This window comes from Streptomyces sp. NPDC001415, from assembly GCF_053597395.1.
In genome coordinates this window covers 34,211-51,327 of sequence record NZ_JBSFIE010000033.1, presented here as the reverse complement: position 1 = coordinate 51,327, position 17,117 = coordinate 34,211, and the positions used below count along the sequence as shown (strand labels likewise).

The window sequence follows — 17,117 nt, the reverse complement described above, 5'->3', positions numbered from 1 at the left end:
GGGACTGGGCAGTCGGGTTACTCGTAAGTAGCATGGGCGGGGTGAGCGCGCGCTCAGTCGCGTGCGCAGCAGTGCAGTGCCACCCCGCACCCTGGAGGAGAGCCATCGTGCCTCGTACCGTCAGGGACGTCGTCTTCGTCGACGGCGTCCGCACCCCGTTCGGCAAGGCGGGCCCGAAGGGCATCTACCACGAGACCCGGGCCGACGATCTGGTCGTCAAGGCGATCCGGGAGCTGCTGCGCCGCAACCCGGCCCTCGACCCCGCGAAGATCGACGAGGTCGCCATCGCGGCCACCACGCAGATCGGTGACCAGGGTCTGACCCTGGGCCGTACCGCCGGCATCCTCGCGGGCCTCCCGCAGTCCGTGCCCGGCTACTCCATCGACCGCATGTGCGCGGGCGCCCTGACCGCCGTGACCTCGGTCGCCGGCTCGATCGCGTTCGGCGCGTACGACGCCGTGATCGCCGGTGGCGTCGAGCACATGGGCCGCCACCCCATGGGTGAGGGCGTCGACCCGAACCCGCGGTTCGTCAGCGAGAAGCTGGTCGACGAGTCCGCCCTCTTCATGGGCATGACCGCCGAGAACCTGCACGACCGCTACCCCCAGATCACCAAGCTGCGCGCCGACGAGTACGCGGTGCGCTCGCAGGAGAAGGCCGCCAAGGCGTACGCCGACGGCAAGATCCAGCAGGATCTCGTGCCGATCTCCGTGCGCAACACCAACGCCGAGGTCGGTGAGACCGGTTGGGGTCTCGTCACCGCCGACGAGCCGATGCGTCCGGGCACCACCCTGGAGAGCCTCGCGGGCCTCAAGACGCCGTTCCGTGTGCACGGCAACGTCACCGCGGGCAACGCGGCCGGCCTCAACGACGGCGCCACCGCGTCGATCATCGCGTCCGAGGAGTTCGCGCGGGAGAACAACCTCCCCGTGAAGATGCGCCTCGTCTCCTACGCCTTCGCCGGCGTCGAGCCCGAGGTCATGGGCTACGGCCCGATCCCGGCCACCGAGAAGGCGCTCGCCAAGGCGGGCCTCTCCATCGAGGACATCAACCTCTTCGAGATCAACGAGGCGTTCGCCGTCCAGGTCCTCGCGTTCCTGGACCACTACGGCATCGCCGACGACGACGCGCGCGTCAACCAGTACGGCGGCGCCATCGCCTACGGTCACCCGCTCGCCTCCTCCGGCGTACGCCTGATGACGCAGCTGGCCCGGCAGTTCGAGGAGCAGCCGGAGGTCCGCTACGGCCTCACCACCATGTGCGTCGGCTTCGGCATGGGCGCCACGGTCATCTGGGAGAACCCGCACCACAAGGACGCCGGAGGCAGCAAGTGAGCACCACCACCGCTGAGCTTCTCAAGGGCGCGGCCGAGCTGTTCCCGGACGAGGTCGTGACGTCCGCGCACGTACGCCACCTCGAACTGCCTTATGGCGCCGGGCGCTTCGCGCTCATCACGCTCGACAACGGCTTCGACCACACCAAGCCGACCACCTTCGGACCGGGCTCGCTGGCGAACCTCAACGCCGCGATCGACCAGGTCGAGAAGGAGGCAGCCGAGGGCACCATCGTCGGCGCCGGTGTCACCGGCAAGCCGTTCATCTTCGCGGTCGGCGCCGACCTCAAGGGCGTCGAGATCCTGAAGCGCCACGAGGACGCGCTCGCCATCGGCAAGAGCGGCCACGAGGTCTTCAAGCGCCTCTCCGCGCTGGCCGTGCCGACCTTCGCGTACTACAACGGTGCCGCGATGGGCGGCGGTGTCGAGGTCGGTCTGCACTGCACCTACCGCACCGTCTCCAAGGCGCTGCCCGCGTTCTCGCTGCCCGAGGTCTTCCTCGGCCTCGTCCCGGGCTGGGGCGGCTGCACGCTGCTCCCCAACCTGATCGGCGCCGACAAGGCCGTCTCGGTCATCATCGAGAACTCGCTGAACCAGAACCGCCAGCTCAAGGGCAAGCAGGTCTTCGAACTCGGCATCGCCGACGCGATCTTCGAGGGTGCCGACTTCCTGGAGCAGTCCCTCATCTGGACCGCGAACGTCCTCAAGGGCGACGTCACCGTCGAGCGCCCCGAGGTCGACCGCGGCGAGGCCTGGGACCAGGCCGTCGCCAAGGGCCGCTTCATCGCCGACTCGAAGGTGCACGGCGCCGCCCCGGCCGCCTACCGCGCCCTCGACATCATCGCGGCGTCCAAGGACGGCGACCTCCAGGCCGGCTTCGACGCCGAGGACACCGCGCTCGCCGACCTGATCATGGGTGGCGAACTGCGGTCCGGCATCTACGCGTTCAACCTGGTCCAGAAGCGCGCCAAGCGCCCGGCCGGCGCCCCGGACAAGAACCTGGCGCGCCCGGTGACGAAGGTGGGTGTCGTCGGCGCCGGTCTCATGGCCTCGCAGCTGGCGCTCCTCTTCCTCCGTCGCCTCGAAGTGCCGGTCGTCCTGACCGACATCGACCAGGAGCGCGTCGACAAGGGTGTGGGCTACGTCCACGCCGAGATCGACAAGCTGCTCTCGAAGTCCCGGATCAACCAGGACAAGGCCAACCGTCTTAAGGGCCTGGTCTCCGGTGTCCTCGACAAGGCCGAGGGCTTCTCGGACGCCGACTTCATCATCGAGGCCGTCTTCGAGGAGATCGGCGTCAAGCAGCAGGTGTTCGCGGAGGTCGAGGCGGTCGCCCCGGCGCACGCGATCCTCGCCACCAACACCTCCTCGCTGTCGGTCACCGAGATGGCGTCGAAGCTGAAGCACCCCGAGCGGGTCGTCGGCTTCCACTTCTTCAACCCGGTCGCGATCCTGCCGCTCCTGGAGATCGTCCGCGGCGAGCGGACCGACGACGTCTCGCTGGCCACGGCCTTCGGCGTCGCGCGCAAGCTGAAGAAGACCGCGGTCCTGGTCAAGGACGCCCCGGCGTTCGTCGTGAACCGCATCCTGACCCGCTTCATGGGCGAGATCCAGAACGTCATCGACGAGGGCACCCCGGTCGCCGTCGCCGAGAAGGCCGTCGAGCCGCTCGGTCTGCCGATGTCGCCGCTGGTCCTCCTGGAGCTGGTCGGCCCGGCCATCGGCCTGCACGTGTCCGAGACCCTCAACCGCGCCTTCCCGGACCGCTTCACGGTCTCGGAGAACCTGGCCGCGGTCGTGAAGGCCGGCAAGCGCGGCTTCTACGTGTACGACTCCGGGAAGCCGGAGCTGGACCCCGAGGTCGCCGCTCTCCTCAAGCAGGGCGACGTCGTCCTGACCGAGGAGCAGACCCGGGACCGCGTCCTGGACGCGGTGGCGCAGGAGATCGGGCTCATGCTGGAGGAGGGTGTCGTCGCCGAGGCGCAGGACATCGACCTCTGCCTGATCACCGGTGCCGGCTGGCCCTTCCACCTGGGCGGCATCACGCCGTACCTGGACCGCGAAGGCGTCTCGGAGCGCGTGAACGGAAAGAAGTTCCTGGCGCCGGGCGTCGCGAGCGTCCCCGCGTAGCACGGCCCCGAAGAACAGAGGCCCCGCACTTCGGTGCGGGGCCTCTGTCGTGCCCAAGTCCCGCCCTGGACAAGACTGTTGACGGTATGTCACCCATACGTGAGAGGCCCGGGACCGATGATCCGGCCCCGGGCCTCCTTGTGCGGCGCGGTGCGCTTCAGACCTGCTGCCAGGCCTCCAGGGCCAGGCCCGGCTCGTCCGTGCGCTGGCGGGTGATGCGCAGGGCGCCCTCGGGGGTGAACACGCCGAGGACGATCCTGCCATCGGCGTCCAGCGCCAACGCCGGGGCGCCCGCGCAGACTTCGCCGGTCGGCGTCCAGGTGACCCCGGCGTCCTCCTGCTCGGTGGGGTAGGCGGCTATCGCGGGGCGGCCGTCGCGGTCGCGCTGGGCGAGCACCGTGCAGTCGACGCCGTCGATCTCCTTGCGCAGCAGCGCGACCGGGCCCGAACCGCGGCCGCCGAGCGACTCGGTGGGGCCGTCGCCGCGCCAGGCGTGCAGCTCGCCGGACTTGGCGTCGCGCAGGAAGAAGGTGATCCGGCCGCCCTCACCGGTGACCAGGCCGGTGATGGTGCCGGTCTCCGGGTCGTCGGCCAGTTTGTCGATCTCCTTGAAGGGGGCGTCCGCGGCGGCCCGTTCGAAGCGCATGATGCCGGTGTTGGACGGGGCGTGGATGACCATCCGGCCGGCCTCGCCCGCCACGACCGATATCGAGCGGTCGGCGCCGTTGCCGTTGAGGTCGGCCCAGCCGGCCCACTTGCCGGACGGCTGCTGGCCGCGCGCGGAGACCCCGCCGAAGGCGTTGCGCACCACGATCTGGGCGTTGCCCGCCGAGTCCACGCCCACCGAGGGGTGACCCATCTTCAGGCCCTTCTCCCAGTCGTGGCGCGGGTAGGGGGAGCCGACCACGGCCCAGTTCTTGACGGGGCGGCCCGTCTGGTACTGGATGGCGTGGACGAGTTCGGTCCAGGTGCCGCCGTCCTCCATGGGGGTGTGCCGCAGCGCCGTCATGTGCACATAGCCGTCGGGGCCCTGTGCGATCGAGAGGTGCGACTGGAGCCCCTTGCCGGGGGCGACCAGCTCGGGGCCGCTCCAGGCGCCGCCCGGCCGCGACTCGGTCCAGCGGGCCACGCCGCCGGTGGCGGGCGCGTACGCGGAGAGCCTGCCGTCCTTGCCGAGCCGGAGCCAGCCGGTGACGGTGGGGCGGCCGTCCTCGGTCGCCACGACCGGGGTGGCGCGGGTCGGTGCGGTGACGATGCCGCCGGACTTGGCGGGCTCCCCGCCCGCTGTCTGTCGAGACCTCAGTGCCATGGTCCACGACCACCTTTCCCCACCGGATCCGCGCGACGCGTCCGGGTCCAGCAAACAAGCGACTTTCTGCCGACCATAACACTGGTAAGGGCCCCTGTTTCCCCCGGGATTTCCGCCCCGACGTGCGGCTTTTCGTCACCCGTCGCAAAGGTGGCGGGCGGGGTTCCGCTCATCGCCGTACACCCGGTCGGGTGAAATTCGGTCGGCGCGTACGGCTCGGTCGGCGCATACGGAGAAGAGGGCCCCGTACGCCCCGATCGGGCGGGGCGTACGGGGCCGCCGGAATCGGGCTCCGGTTACGGGGAGTTGTGTCCGACGCGGGGCACGATCCGGCTGTGCCTGCGGCCGTAGCCGAAGTAGATGACGACGCCGATCGCCATCCAGACGCCGAACCGGATCCAGGTCTCGGCGGGCAGGTTGAGCATCAGCCACAGCGAGGCGGCCACCGCGGCCGCGGGCACCCAGGGCACCAGCGGGGTGCGGAAGGAGCGGGGCAGGTCGGGGCGGGTGTGGCGCAGGATGACGACGCCGATCGCGACGACGACGAAGGCGAACAGGGTGCCGATGTTGACCAGTTCGGCCAGCTCGCTGAGGCTGGTGAAGCCCGCGACGATCGCGATGATCACGCCGAGCAGGATGGTCGGCCGGTGCGGGGTGCGGAAGCGCGGGTGGACGTGCGAGAAGAACCGGGGCAGCAGCCCGTCCCGGCTCATCGCGAAGAACACCCGGGTCTGGCCGAGCAGCAGGATCATGCACACCGTGGTCAGACCCACGGCGGCGCCGAAGCTGATGACACCGGCGAACCAGGGGTGGCCGGTGGCCTTGAAGGCGTCGGCGAGCGGCGCGTCCACCGAGAGGTCGGTGTAGTGCTGCATGCCGGTGACGACGATGGAGACGGCCACGTAGAGGATCGTGCAGATGAGGAGGGAGCCGAGGATGCCGCGTGGCATGTCCCGCTGCGGGTTCCTGGTCTCCTCGGCGGCGGTCGCCACGACGTCGAAGCCGATGAAGGCGAAGAAGACGACCGAGGCGGCGGTGAAGATGCCCATCACGCCGAAGTTGGTGGGGGCGTAGCCGGTCATCAGCTCGATGAGCGGGGCCTTGAGGTTGCCGCCGGCGGTCTGCGGCTGCGCCTTGGGGATGAACGGCGAGTAGTTGGCGGACTTGATGAAGAACGCGCCCGCGATGATCACGATGAGGACGACGGTCACCTTGATGGCGACGACGACCGAGGTGACCCGGGCCGAGAGTTTCATGCCGAGCACGAGGATGCCGGTCAGGACCAGGACGAGGGCGGCCGCCAGGATGTCGAAGCCGAACCCGTGGGCGCCGTCGCGGCCGCTGAGCGCCTCGGGCAGGTGCCAGCCCGCGTTGTCGAGCAGGGAGCGGACGTAGCCGGACCAGCCGACCGCCACCACCGCCGTCCCGAGGGCGAATTCGAGCACCAGGTCCCAGCCGATGGTCCACGCGGGCAGCTCGCCGAGCGAGGCGTAGGAGAAGGTGTACGCGGATCCGGCCACCGGCACCGTCGAGGCGAACTCGGCGTAGCACAGGGCGGCGAGGGCGCAGACGATGCCCGCGACGACGAACGCGAGGGACACCGCGGGCCCGGCGTTCTCCTTGGCGACCTTGCCCGTGAGGACGAAGATGCCGGTGCCGATGATGACTCCGACCCCGAATACGGTGAGGTCGAGAGCGGACAGGGACTTCTTGAGTGCGTGTTCTGGCTCCTCTGTGTCCTGGATTGACTGCTCGATCGTTTTGGTCCGGAACAGACCGGTACTGGCCACCCGTGCACCTCCGCTAGCTCAACGTCCTCGCCATGATCGGGAGGAGTGGCGGTACGGGTACCGGGCTGAGCCCTTTATTCACGCGAACGGGCCGGACCGATCACCCGTACAGGGAGATCGGCCCGGCCCGTTGACCGGCGGTCACATGATCAGTCGCGGGCGGGCTCCACGGCGGCCCGGCTCTCCTCGAACCGGCCGTCCAGCTTCGAGACGAGCCCGGTGACCTGACGTGCGATGTCCGGCGCGGTCAGGCCGATCTCCGCCATGACCTCGCCGCGCGAGGCGTGGTCGAGGAAGCGCGGCGGGATGCCGAAGTCGCGCAGCGGGACGTCCACGCCCGCGTCGCGCAGGGCCTGGCTGATGGCCGAACCGACGCCGCCCACGCGGCTGTTGTCCTCGACGGTGACGACGACGCGGTGCTGCTCGGCGAGCGGCGCCATGGCCTCGTCGACCGGCTTGACCCAGCGCGGGTCGACCACGGTCGTCGAGATGCCCTGGGCGTCGAGCAGGTCGGCGATCTCCAGGCACATCGGCGCGAGCGCGCCGACGGAGACCAGGAGCACGTCCGGGCGGACCGTGTCCGAGGTGGGCCGGCGCAGCACGTCCATGCCGCCGATGCGGCCGACGGCCTTGACGGCGGGGCCGACCGCGCCCTTGGAGAAGCGCACCACGGTCGGGGCGTCCTCGACCTCGACGGCCTCGCGCAGCTGGGCCCGTACCTGGTCGGCGTCGCGCGGGGCCGCGATCTGGAGGCCGGGCACGACCTGGAGGATCGACATGTCCCACATGCCGTTGTGCGAGGCGCCGTCGGTGCCGGTGACACCGGCCCGGTCGAGCACGAAGGTCACACCGCACTTGTGCAGGGCGACGTCCATGAGGACCTGGTCGAAGGCGCGGTTGAGGAACGTGGCGTACACCGCGAAGACGGGGTGCACACCGCCGGTGGCCAGGCCCGCGGCGGAGACCGCGGCGTGCTGCTCGGCGATGCCGACGTCGTAGACGCGCTCCGGGAAGGCCTTGGCGAACTTGTCGAGGCCGACCGGCTGGAGCATGGCCGCGGTGATCGCGACGATGTCCTCGCGCTCCTTGCCGAGCTTGACCATCTCCTCGCCGAACACGGAGGTCCAGTCGAGGCCGGAGGTCGACACGGGAAGGCCGGTGTCCGGGTGGATCTTGCCGACGGCGTGGAAGCGGTCGGCCTCGTCGGCGAGCGCCGGCTGGTAGCCGCGGCCCTTCTCGGTGAGGCAGTGCACGATGACCGGGCCGCCGAAGCGCTTGGCGCGCTGCAGGGCCGACTCCAGGGCGTCGATGTCGTGCCCGTCGATGGGGCCGACGTACTTCAGGCCCAGGTCCTCGAACATGCCCTGCGGGGCGATGAAGTCCTTGAGGCCCTTCTTGGCGCCGTGCAGGGTCTCGTACAGCGGCTTGCCGACGACCGGGGTGCGCTCCAGGAGGTCCTTGCCCTTGGCCAGGAACCGCTCGTAGCCGTCGGTGGTGCGCAGGGTGGCCAGGTGGTTGGCGAGGCCGCCGATGGTCGGCGCGTACGAGCGCTCGTTGTCGTTCACCACGATCACCAGGGGACGGTCCTTGGCGGCGGCGATGTTGTTCAGCGCCTCCCAGGCCATGCCGCCGGTGAGGGCGCCGTCGCCGATGACGGCCACCACGTGGTCGTCCTTCTTGAGCACCTCGTTCGCCTTGGCGAGGCCGTCGGCCCAGCCGAGGACCGTGGAGGCGTGGCTGTTCTCGATGAAGTCGTGCTCCGACTCGGCGCGCGCCGGGTAGCCGGACAGGCCGCCCTTCATCTTCAGCTTGGAGAAGTCCTGCCGCCCCGTGAGCAGCTTGTGGACGTAACTCTGGTGTCCGGTGTCCCAGAGGACCTTGTCCTTGGGGGATTCGAAAACGCGGTGCAGTGCGATGGTCAGTTCCACCACACCGAGGTTCGGACCGAGGTGTCCGCCGGTCTTGGAGACCGCGTCCACCAGGAAGGTCCGGATCTCTGCCGCCAGCTGGTCGAGCTGCTCCGGGCTGAGCCGGTCAAGATCGCGCGGTCCCCTGATACGGGTAAGCAGCGGCACCCGTGCCTCCTTGCATCCGTGCTGGTCGAGCATGCCGATCCGTTGAGTCTAATGTTCCGACCGCGGCCGCGGTCGCGGGGCGGTGCGTTCCGCGTCACCCGTGTGGCTGACAGGCCCTGCCGCACATGGACGTGCCCGGCGCCTCTCAGGCACCGGGCACGTCGGTAAGCGGGCAGGTCAGGCGCGGCCCGCGGACTTCTGGGTCTTGCGGGTGACGGCGTCGATGATCACGGTGATCAACAGCACGCCACCGGTGATCATCTGCTGAATCGCGGCGGCGACGCCTTCGAGGGCGAGGCCGTACTGGATCGAGGTGATGACCAGCACACCGAGGAGCGCGTTCCAGGTGCGGCCGCGGCCGCCGAAGAGGCTGGTGCCGCCGATGACGGCCGCGGCGATGGCGTTCATCAGGAGGTCGCCGCTGCCGGCGCTCTGGTTGGCCGCGCTGATCTTGGACGCGATGAACAGACCGCCGACGGCCGCGAAGGTGCCCGAGATCGCGTAGACCGAGGTGCGGACCAGCACGATGTTGATGCCGGCCCGGCGCGAGGCCTCGACGCTGCCGCCGAGCGCGAAGATCATGCGGCCGTACGAGGTGCGGCGGAGCACGAAGTCGGTGAGGATCAGCGCCGCCAGGAAGATCACTACGGCGAGCGGCAGGCCCTTGTTCTGGTTGAACATGTAGGCCGCCGCGAAGGACACCACGGCCAGCAGCGCGGTGCGCAGCACGATCTCGTTCAGCGGACGCGAGGGGACGCCCGCGGCCTCACGCCGACGGCTGTCGAAGAACGCCGACAGGAAGTACACGGCGACGGCCACCGCCGCGGCGCCGTAGGCCACCGCGATGTCGCTGAAGAAGTAGTTCGAGAGGTTGTAGAAGACGCCCGAACCCTTGGTGTTGATCGTGCCGTTCTCGCCCAGGATCTTCAGCATGAAGCCGTTCCAGAACAGCAGACCGGCCAGCGTGACGGCGAAGGCGGGGACACCGATCCTCGCGAAGATGAAGCCGTGAATGGCGCCCGCGACCGCACCCGTGAGGATGGCCAGGACCAGCGCCAGCCACTCGGGGGTGCCGTGCAGGATGCTGAGCACCGCGAAGGACGCGCCCGCCACACCGCTGACCGAGCCGACCGACAGGTCGATCTCGCCGAGCAGCAGCACGAAGACGATGCCCACCGCGATCATGCCCGTGCCGACCATGGCGACGGAGATGTTCGAGAGGTTGCCCGCGGTGAGGAAGTTCGAGTTCAGGCTCTGGAAGACGATGCAGATGATGATCAAACCGACGATGACGGGCAGCGCGCCCAGCTCACCGGCACGCACCTTGCGCTTCAGCTCGCCGACGTAGCCGCCGAAGCCCTGCTCGCGCACGAGGAGGCGGGGGTCGACGGCGGTGACGGCGGCGTCCGCCGCGGGCGGTGCGTCCACGGGAGCCCCGTGCGGCTTGCCGAGGTCGGTCGGGGAGGTCTTGTCGGTGTTCACTTCTGAGCCTCCGCGTTGCGCGCCGCACGGCGGGTCACGGCGTTGTCCGTGGCCCCGGTGATGGCGGAGATGATCTCTTCCTGCGAGGTGGTCTTCACGTCGAAGACACCGTTGTTCCGGCCGAGCCGGAGCACCGCGACCTTGTCGGCGACGGCCTTCACATCGGCCATGTTGTGGCTGATGAGGACGACCGCGTGGCCGCGCTCGCGCAGCCGCTCGACCAGGTCGAGGACCTGCGCGGTCTGCTCGACGCCGAGGGCCGCGGTGGGCTCGTCGAGGATGACGAGCTTGGGGTCGCCGAGCATCGAGCGGGCGATGGCCACGGTCTGGCGCTGGCCGCCGGAGAGCGAGGCGATCGGGATGCGCACGCTCGGGATGCGGATCGACAGCGTGGTGAGCAGCTCGCGCGAGCGGCGCTCCATCTCGACCTCGTCGAGGACGCCGCGCTTCTTCAGCTCGCGCCCGAGGTAGAGGTTGCCGACGACGTCGATGTTGTCGCACAGCGCGAGGTCCTGGTAGACGGTCGCGATGCCGAGGTTCTGGGCGTCGTGCGGCTTGCCGATCTGGACGGCCTTGCCCTCCCACTCGATGACGCCGTCATCGATGGGGTGCACGCCGGCGATCGTCTTGACCAGCGTGGACTTTCCGGCGCCGTTGTCGCCCACCAGGGCGACCACTTCACCGGCGTGGACCTCAAGCTCTACGTCGGTGAGCGCCTGAACGGCACCGAACCGCTTGGAGACCCCGCGCAACGCCAACACGGGCGTAGCGGACACGTGAACCATCTCCTTCGCCGCCTGACCGGCGGGGATGCCGCGCCCGATGGGGTGGGGGCGCGGAGGTCGAGCAGAAGAGAACAGAGAAACAGCGAGAAGGGGAAACGTTCCGTCCGGCGCCCTGGCGGGGGCCGAAAAGGCGGGCGCGGGGGCGCCGGAGGAGCGTTCGGATCGCTCAAGTCCCTTGTCCTGAAAGGGACTTGGCGGGGGAACTACTTGAGGCCGAGCGTGTCGCAGGCGGCCTTGTAGCTACCGGTGCAGATGTCGGCGATCGTGTAGATCTTGTCCTTGATAACAGTGTCCTTGATGTTGTCCTTGGTCAGCGAGACGACCGGGACGATCGTGGACGGGACGCCCTTGGTGGTCGGCGAGTCGACCTTCTTGGCGCCGAGCGAGCCGAGGTCCTGGCCCTTGGCGAGCTTGACCGCCATCTCGGCGGCGATGGCGTCTTCCTGCGGGTAGGACTTGTAGACGCTCATGTACTGCTCACCGGTGATGATCCGCTGCACACCCGCGAGCTCGGCGTCCTGGCCGGTGACCGGCGGGAGCTTGGAGAGGCCGGCCGCCTTGAGGGCGGTGATGATGCCGCCCGCCATGCCGTCGTTGGCGGAGTAGACGCCGATGACCTTGTCCTTGCCCAGGGCGGAGAGCGCGCCCTCCATGTTGGCGTTGGCGTTCTCGGGCTTCCACTCCTTGGTGTCGTACTCCTTCCCGATGTTCACCTTGCCGTCGAGCTCGGCGTGGGCGCCCTTCTTGAAGAGGGCGGCGTTCGGGTCGGTGACGGCGCCGTTCATCATCACGATGTCGCCGGACTTGGCCTTGTCGCCCAGGGCCTGGAGGAGGGCCTTGCCCTGCACGTGGCCGACTTCCTCGTTGTCGAAGGACACGTAGGAGTCGATGGGCCCCTGGGCGAGGCGGTCGAAGGCGACGACGGGGATGCCGGCGTCCTTGGCCTTCTTGACCGAGCTCGCGATGGCGGCCGAGTCGACCGAGTCCACGATGAGCGCGTCCACCTTGTTGGTGATCATCGTGTCGGCCTGCTGGTTCTGGGTCGTCGCGTCCTGCTTGGCGTTCGCGTAGACGATCTGGCCCTTGCCGTTGGTCAGCTCCTTGACCTTGGCCTCGATCAGCGGCTTGTCGAACTTCTCGTAGCGCGCGGTCTGGTTCTCGGGGAGCAGCAGGCCGATCTTGAGGTCGTCGCCCTTCTTGGCGCTGCTGGTGCCGGACGACTTGGTGCCGCCGCCGGACTCCTTGGCACTGCCACAGGCGGCGAGCGAGACGGCCATCGCGGTGGCGGCAACGGCTACAGCGGCACGACGCATGTTCGTGTTCACTTCAGAAACCTCCCTGACGAGGCCGCGACGTTGCGGCCGAGGTGGCTGGAAGTCAACTCGGCGTTAAGCCCACCGTCAAGGAGTAAATCCTTAACGAGATGACAACGGTGCCATCCGTTATCTAAGTGAAGGCAGGCGCCGAGGCGGGGAGAGCACTGTCCAACAGGGTCGAATCCCCCATTTCACTCAGTACGAGAGCGAGCGCGCCGAGCACCTCCGCGCGGCCGCCGAGCGCCCCCGGAAGAACCGTCAACTGCCGTGCGGCGCTGGGGATCGCGTACCGCGACACGGAGTCCCTGATGGGCCCGAGAACGAGCTCTCCGGCCTCCGCGAGGTCGCCGCCGAGGACGACCCGGCTGGGGTTCAGGAGGTTGCAGAGGTTGGCGACGCCGCTGCCGATGTGGCGTCCGACGTCGGCGACGACCCGGCGGCAGCCCGGGTCGCCCTCACGGGCCAACTGGACTACTCGCTCCATGGTCAGGTCGGCTCCGTGGCTGGATTGCAGCAGTGGGAGCACATAGCGGGCCGCGGTGAAGGTCTCCAGGCAGCCGCGGTTGCCGCAGCGGCAGACCGGGCCCGACTCGTCCAGGGTGATGTGCCCGATCTCGCCCGCGGTGCCGCCGGGGCCCCGGTAGATCTGCCCCTCTATGACCAGACCGGCGCCGACACCGCTCGCGACCTTGATGTACGCCAGGTCCCTGACCCCGCGCCCGCTGCCCCAGACCAGCTCGCCGAGCGCGCCCAGGTTGGCGTCGTTGTCGACGTACACCGGCACGCCCAGGCGCCCGGCGAGCTCCTCGCTGGGGTTGATGCCGGTCCAGCCCGGCAGGATCGAGGTGGAGCCGAGCGTGCCGGACTCGACGTCGATGGGGCCGGGCACGCCGAGACCCACCCCGATGACCTTGTCCTGGCCGATGCCGGTGGCCGCGATCAGCCGCTTGACCAGCTCTTCCGCCCGGCCGAAGCCCTGCGCCGAGGAGGCGTCGACATCCAGCGGCTCGGACTCCTCGGCCAGTACCTGGTGGGCCAGGTTGCCGACCGCCACCCTCAGGTGCGTATGGCCGAAATCGACGCCGATGACGATGCCGGCCGAGCCGCTGAGCGAGACGCTGCGGGCCCGGCGGCCGCCCGCCGAGGTGGGGGTGACCTCGACGGTCCCGCCGTCCTTCAGCTCGCGGACGATGTTGGAGACCGTGGCCGCGGACAGGCCGGTCGTCCTGGCGATCTCGGCCTGGGTGAGCGAGCCCGCCATGCGCACGGCACGTACGACCCGCTCAAGGTTGGCCCGGTGCAATGACGTCTGTGACCCCGGAGTCTCCATCGACTCATCCACTCCCGCCGTAGGCGGACGGCACGACGGCCGCCCCCGCACGGAGCCGCAGCAATGAGGCCCCGTCTTTTCTCCAACATGTGAACTCTAAGCTCAGCCTTCTGGGTGGTCTCCCGTCAAGACCTGAGCGGATGCGGAGCGGATCGGGAAAACACGCGACCGCCCGCGGGCACGGGGCCCGCGGGCGGTCAGGTGCAGGGGAAAGGCCTGCGGTTCGCCTATTTCAGCGCTCCTGCCGTCAGGCCCGCCTGGACCTGCTTCTGGAAGACGATGTAGACGGCGAGCACGGGCAGCATCGCGATCGAGAGCCCCGCGAAGAGCGCCCCCCAGTCGCCCTGGTAGCCCTGCTGCACGGCGAGGTCCGCCAGTCCCTGGGTGAGCACCCAGTTCTTGGTGTCGCCCTGGTTGAGCACCAGGGGCAGCAGGTACTGGTTCCACTGGCCGAGCACGTTGAAGATGCCGATGCTGATGATGCCGGGCTTGGCCATCGGCAGCATGATCTGGAAGAACGTGCGGGTGTGCGAGGCCCCGTCGATCAGCGCGGCCTCGGCGACCGTGGTCGGCAGCGTCCGGAAGAACGCCGTCATGAAGAACACCGTGAACGGCAGCGAGTACGCGATGTAGATCAGGACGAGCCCGGGCAGCGTGTTCAGGATGCCCAGGTTCTTGGTGACGAAGAAGAGCGGTACGAGCACCATCACCACGGGGAAGGCCATGCCGCCGACGAACAGGAAGTAGATGAACCTGTTGCCGGGGAACTCGAACCGGGCGAGGACGTAGGCCGCCATGGAGCCGAGCAGCATCGTCCCGAAGGTCGAAAGGCCCACCACGAACGCGGTGTTGAGGAAGTACTGCCCGATGTTCGCCTTGCTCCAGGCCCGCGACCAGTTGTCGAACTGGAACTCGGTAGGCAGTGACCAGGGGTGGGTCAGGATGTCGCCGGAGGTCTTGAGCGAGCTCCACAGTGCCCACAGCAGGGGCACGCCCACCATGAGCGCCCAGACCAGGAGGAACACGTGGGAGAAGGCGTTGAGCACGCCTCCCTCGCTGCTGCGCCACTTCCAGCGGGCGGCGCTGGCCGCGGGTGCGGACGACTGCTCGCCGTCCACCTTCATGGTTTCGGTCGTCATCGCGCCATCCCTAGAATTCGATGCGCTCGCGGCGCGAAAGACGCATGCTGAGAACGGCGAACACCAGGGTCACGATGAGCATCGCCACACCCATCGCCGCGGCCATTCCGTACTGGCTGTTGTCCCGGAACGCCGTCTTGTAGAGGAGCAGCGGGACCACGTCGGTGGATTCGTCGGGACCGCCGACGTTCACTGACATCAGCTGTACGTAGATGAAGGCGTCCATGGCGATGATGCCCATGTAGACCCAGGCGGTGGCCACGGTGTCCCGCAGCAGCGGCAGGGTGATCCGGAAGAACGTCTTGACCCGGGAGGCGCCGTCCAGGAGGGCGGCTTCGTAGATCTCGCCCGGAATGGAGGCCATTCCGGCGGAGAACAGGACGACGTAGAAGCCGACGTTCGCCCAGACCATCACGACCATGATGCAGATCAGCGCGATATTGGAATCGCCGAGCCAGGACTGCTGGAGCGAGCTCAGTCCGATGTCCGCCAAAAGGGAGTTGAGCATCCCGTTCTTGGGGTCGGGGTTGTAGATCTGCTGCCACAGGATCGCGATGATCGTGATCGAGAGGACCTGCGGGAAGAAGAAGATCACCTTGTAGAGGCCGGAGCCCCGCACGCCGGCGACCCCCGCGGAACCTCCGCGGCGGCCGCCGACATTCAGCATGAAGGCGAAGAAGAGACCGAAAGCCAGCGTGACCACCGGCACGCACAGGAGCAGAAGGACGTTGTGCCACAACGCCTTCCAGAACAGGTCGTTGTGGATCAGCTTCTGGTAGTTGTCCAGACCGATGAACTTCTTGTCGGGGGTCAGTCCGCTCCAGCTCGTCATCGAAATCTGGAAGTCCTGGATGAACGGCGAGATCACGAGGACCCCGTACAGCGCCAGGGGAATTGCCAGGAATCCGATGATGAACCGGTACTTGCCGTGTCGCATGTCGCCGGTCGCTCTCGTCTCAGCCAGTAGTGGTAAGCGGCCTCGTCAGAGGTGCTTGAACTTCGGGACGGAGGAGTCCTTCTTGGTGTCGTCCGACGCCTTCTGGGCCTTGTCGATCCATTCGGCCGCCTTGATCTTGCCGCTGAGCAGGTCGAGCGTCAGGTTGCCGATGGTCTCGTTGTTGAGCTTCTTGTACCAGTCCTGAAGACGGGAGTTGAGCACGTTCGGCCCGGCGGCCTTGAGCGCGGCGTTCGCCGAGGTGAGACCCGGGGTCAGGGTCAGCCCGTCGGCGGCGCCCTGGACGCAGGTCAGCGACTTGATGGCGTTGGTGAAGTTGGTGGTCTGCTTCTTGCTGAGCATGATGCGCAGCAGTTCCATGCCACCGGTCGGGTTCTTGCCGTCCTTGGCGACGATGAAGGGCTCGCCGGCCGCCGCGTACAGGGTGCCGAAGGGCAGCTTGTCGCTCGGGCCCGAGCCGATGAGGGAGCCGACCGCGAGGTCGAAGTCCTTCGGCATGGTGGGCGCCGCCTCGTTCTCGACCCAGGAGCCGTCGGCCACCATCGCGGCGCGGCCCTGCGTCCAGGCGGTCTGCATCTGGATGTGCGTCATGCCCTCGGAGCCCTGCAGGAAGTAGCCCTGCCCGGCCAGCTCCTCGTAGTACGTGATGACTTCCTTGACCGCGTCGGTCTTGAAGGCGCCGTCGTCGAGGTTGTCGATCGCGTTGAGGGCTTCCTTGCCGCCGATCTTGCCGATCTGGTGCAGCAGATCGAAGTGCACGTAGTACGGGTACTTGCCCGGGTACGTGAACGGTGCGATGCCCGCGGCCTTGATCTTCTTGCAGAGCGCCAGCATGTCCGAGAAGGTCTGCGGGTACGTCCAGCCCTTCTCCTTGAACAGCTTGTTGGAGTAGAAGGTGCCGTAGACGGTGAACGCGTAGTTGAACGCGTACACCTCCTTGGTGCCGAACTGGCCCTGCTCGACGGTGCCGGCGATCAGGACGTCGCGGACCTTCTTCGAGGGGTCGTCGATGGTCGGCGCGTCCAGGAGCGGGGTGAGGTCCTGGAGCTTGCCGGTCTTGGCGAGGGCGGCGGTGTCGAGACTGTCGGCACCGGAGTTGTCCATGAAGTCCGGCGGGGTGCTGCTCGCGAAACGCGGCTGGAGCTTGGGGCCGATCGCCTGCGTGCCGGTGTGCTTGATGGTGATGCCGTACTTGGCGTTGTAGTCGGCCTCGGCGGACTTGATGTAGTCGTCACCGAAGCCGCCCTTGAAGACGAACGCCTCAAGGGCGGTGCCCTTGTTGACGCCGAGCGGATTGTCCGCCGACTTGGTGCCCTGGGAGCTCGGCTTCTTGGTGCTGTCACCGCCGTCGGAACTGGCACACGCGCTCAGCAGTGACGTCGCCGGCACTGCCAGCACGCCGATTGCCATGGCCCGCTTGAGTGCGTCACGGCGGTTGATCTCGGATCCCATGCTCAAGTCCTCGCCTTCTCC

12 protein-coding genes are annotated in these 17,117 nt (G+C 68.4%); 2 read left to right on the top strand and 10 right to left on the bottom strand.

Going from position 1 to position 17,117, the window contains the following annotated elements; all coding sequences use genetic code 11:
* The first annotated feature begins 107 nt into the window (after positions 1-107).
* Complete coding sequence (locus tag ACWC2B_RS31055; RefSeq protein ID WP_189965629.1) at positions 108-1,334, top strand: thiolase family protein; 1,227 nt, start codon at positions 108-110, stop codon at positions 1,332-1,334.
* Entirely contained in the window at positions 1,331-3,463 is a 2,133-nt protein-coding gene (locus ACWC2B_RS31050) for a 3-hydroxyacyl-CoA dehydrogenase NAD-binding domain-containing protein (protein WP_450722421.1), read from the top strand. Before ACWC2B_RS31055 ends, ACWC2B_RS31050 begins: the two co-directional genes overlap by 4 nt.
* A gap of 157 nt (positions 3,464-3,620) precedes the next feature.
* Here the strand turns inward: ACWC2B_RS31050 and ACWC2B_RS31045 are convergent, their stop codons facing one another.
* The 10 genes from ACWC2B_RS31045 to ngcE all read right to left on the bottom strand — a co-directional run bounded on the left by ACWC2B_RS31045 (position 3,621) and on the right by ngcE (position 17,096).
* The gene (locus ACWC2B_RS31045) at positions 3,621-4,772 is read right to left on the bottom strand and encodes a hypothetical protein (RefSeq protein WP_450722419.1); all 1,152 of its coding nucleotides are present in this window, start codon (positions 4,770-4,772) and stop codon (positions 3,621-3,623) included.
* Positions 4,773-5,068: 296 nt separating this feature from the next.
* Positions 5,069-6,562, bottom strand: a complete 1,494-nt coding sequence (locus tag ACWC2B_RS31040; protein WP_450722417.1) for an amino acid permease — start codon at positions 6,560-6,562, stop codon at positions 5,069-5,071.
* 149 nt (positions 6,563-6,711) lie between these two features.
* Positions 6,712-8,637 carry a 1-deoxy-D-xylulose-5-phosphate synthase gene (gene dxs, locus ACWC2B_RS31035; RefSeq protein ID WP_450722415.1) on the bottom strand — a complete coding sequence of 642 codons (1,926 nt, stop codon included), beginning with the start codon at positions 8,635-8,637 and terminating at the stop codon, positions 6,712-6,714.
* 177 nt (positions 8,638-8,814) lie between these two features.
* Positions 8,815-10,119, bottom strand: coding sequence for a sugar ABC transporter permease (locus ACWC2B_RS31030; protein ID WP_450722413.1), 1,305 nt, complete (start codon positions 10,117-10,119; stop codon positions 8,815-8,817).
* Entirely contained in the window at positions 10,116-10,904 is a 789-nt protein-coding gene (locus tag ACWC2B_RS31025; protein WP_450722411.1) for an ATP-binding cassette domain-containing protein, read from the bottom strand. The genes ACWC2B_RS31030 and ACWC2B_RS31025 overlap by 4 nt, the downstream gene beginning before the upstream one ends.
* A gap of 203 nt (positions 10,905-11,107) precedes the next feature.
* On the bottom strand, positions 11,108-12,217 hold the full coding sequence (locus ACWC2B_RS31020) for an ABC transporter substrate-binding protein (protein ID WP_450722472.1): 1,110 nt from the start codon (positions 12,215-12,217) through the stop codon (positions 11,108-11,110).
* Between the two features lie 133 nt (positions 12,218-12,350).
* A complete protein-coding gene (locus tag ACWC2B_RS31015; RefSeq protein ID WP_450722409.1) occupies positions 12,351-13,550 on the bottom strand; it encodes an ROK family transcriptional regulator in 1,200 nt (399 codons plus the stop codon).
* A 227-nt stretch (positions 13,551-13,777) separates the two neighbouring features.
* Positions 13,778-14,689: a carbohydrate ABC transporter permease gene (locus tag ACWC2B_RS31010; RefSeq protein WP_450722407.1), complete on the bottom strand. Its 912-nt coding sequence runs from the start codon at positions 14,687-14,689 to the stop codon at positions 13,778-13,780.
* A 10-nt stretch (positions 14,690-14,699) separates the two neighbouring features.
* On the bottom strand, positions 14,700-15,626 hold the full coding sequence (locus ACWC2B_RS31005; RefSeq protein ID WP_450722405.1) for a carbohydrate ABC transporter permease: 927 nt from the start codon (positions 15,624-15,626) through the stop codon (positions 14,700-14,702).
* Positions 15,627-15,671: 45 nt separating this feature from the next.
* Positions 15,672-17,096, bottom strand: coding sequence for an N-acetylglucosamine/diacetylchitobiose ABC transporter substrate-binding protein (gene ngcE, locus ACWC2B_RS31000; protein WP_450722403.1), 1,425 nt, complete (start codon positions 17,094-17,096; stop codon positions 15,672-15,674).
* Positions 17,097-17,117 lie beyond the last annotated feature (21 nt).

Excerpts from the sequence above, each read along its gene's own strand:
- ACWC2B_RS31045 (WP_450722419.1), bottom strand. The coding sequence starts at position 4,772 with ATGGCACTGAGGTCTCGACAGACAGCGGGCGGGGAGCCCGCCAAGTCC.
- ACWC2B_RS31025 (WP_450722411.1), bottom strand. The coding sequence starts at position 10,904 with ATGGTTCACGTGTCCGCTACGCCCGTGTTGGCGTTGCGCGGGGTCTCC.
- ACWC2B_RS31020 (WP_450722472.1), bottom strand. The coding sequence starts at position 12,217 with ATGCGTCGTGCCGCTGTAGCCGTTGCCGCCACCGCGATGGCCGTCTCG.
- ACWC2B_RS31015 (WP_450722409.1), bottom strand. The coding sequence starts at position 13,550 with ATGGAGACTCCGGGGTCACAGACGTCATTGCACCGGGCCAACCTTGAG.
- ACWC2B_RS31010 (WP_450722407.1), bottom strand. The coding sequence starts at position 14,689 with ATGACGACCGAAACCATGAAGGTGGACGGCGAGCAGTCGTCCGCACCC.
- ACWC2B_RS31005 (WP_450722405.1), bottom strand. The coding sequence starts at position 15,626 with ATGCGACACGGCAAGTACCGGTTCATCATCGGATTCCTGGCAATTCCC.
- ngcE (WP_450722403.1), bottom strand. The coding sequence starts at position 17,096 with ATGGGATCCGAGATCAACCGCCGTGACGCACTCAAGCGGGCCATGGCA.